Source organism: Chryseobacterium contaminans, assembly GCF_001684955.1.
Lineage (GTDB): Bacteria > Bacteroidota > Bacteroidia > Flavobacteriales > Weeksellaceae > Chryseobacterium > Chryseobacterium contaminans.
Genome location: NZ_MAYF01000242.1, coordinates 1 through 633 on the forward strand (window position 1 = coordinate 1; position 633 = coordinate 633).

The window sequence follows — 633 nt, forward strand, 5'->3', positions numbered from 1 at the left end:
CGGTGTCCTTCCCCGGCTAATTCTCTTCTTCTCTCATCTTTGATAGCCTGCATAGAAACGGGAACTGAACCTAATTTTACCCTCGCTCTTACAGCATCCAATAAAGCCTGGGCTCTTGCACCTGAACCTCCTAAAGCTTCCGCTTCCATCAGATAGGTATCTGCTAATCGTATCGCAATGTAATTCTGTCTGAAATTTAGTTCTGTTGATCCTGGAAGAGAACTTTTCAAATCATTTGTAGGTAAGTATTTATTCAAAAAATATCCTGTATCTGCAAACGCAGGACTATAAGTCACTTTTCCTTCTGCTACCCACGGTTTTATATTGAAAATCGTTACATCCAATCTCGGATCTCCCTGCATAAAGTCATATAAATCCTGTGTTACGGTATTAAATGACCATCCCGGAAACAGATCAGGTGCTTGATTATCCGGAATCTTTTTATTGATGGAATAAGAACGTGGACCTAACATTGCATTGATGGAATTCCCTTCATCTTTTCCCTGTCCCCAGAAACTCCAGTCAGAGTTTGCTTTGTTGGTATGCATAACCTCCAGGATTGATTCTGTTGAAAATTTATATTCATCTCCTTTTTCTGATCCTACTTTAAATAAATCTGCGTATTTCTCTACC

The 633-nt window shown here is 39.5% G+C and carries 1 protein-coding gene; it reads right to left on the reverse strand.

Annotated elements, in window-relative coordinates:
• Positions 1 to 633: RagB/SusD family nutrient uptake outer membrane protein (locus tag BBH99_RS12900; RefSeq protein WP_123873168.1), on the reverse strand; the 633-nt coding region annotated here is incomplete at both ends.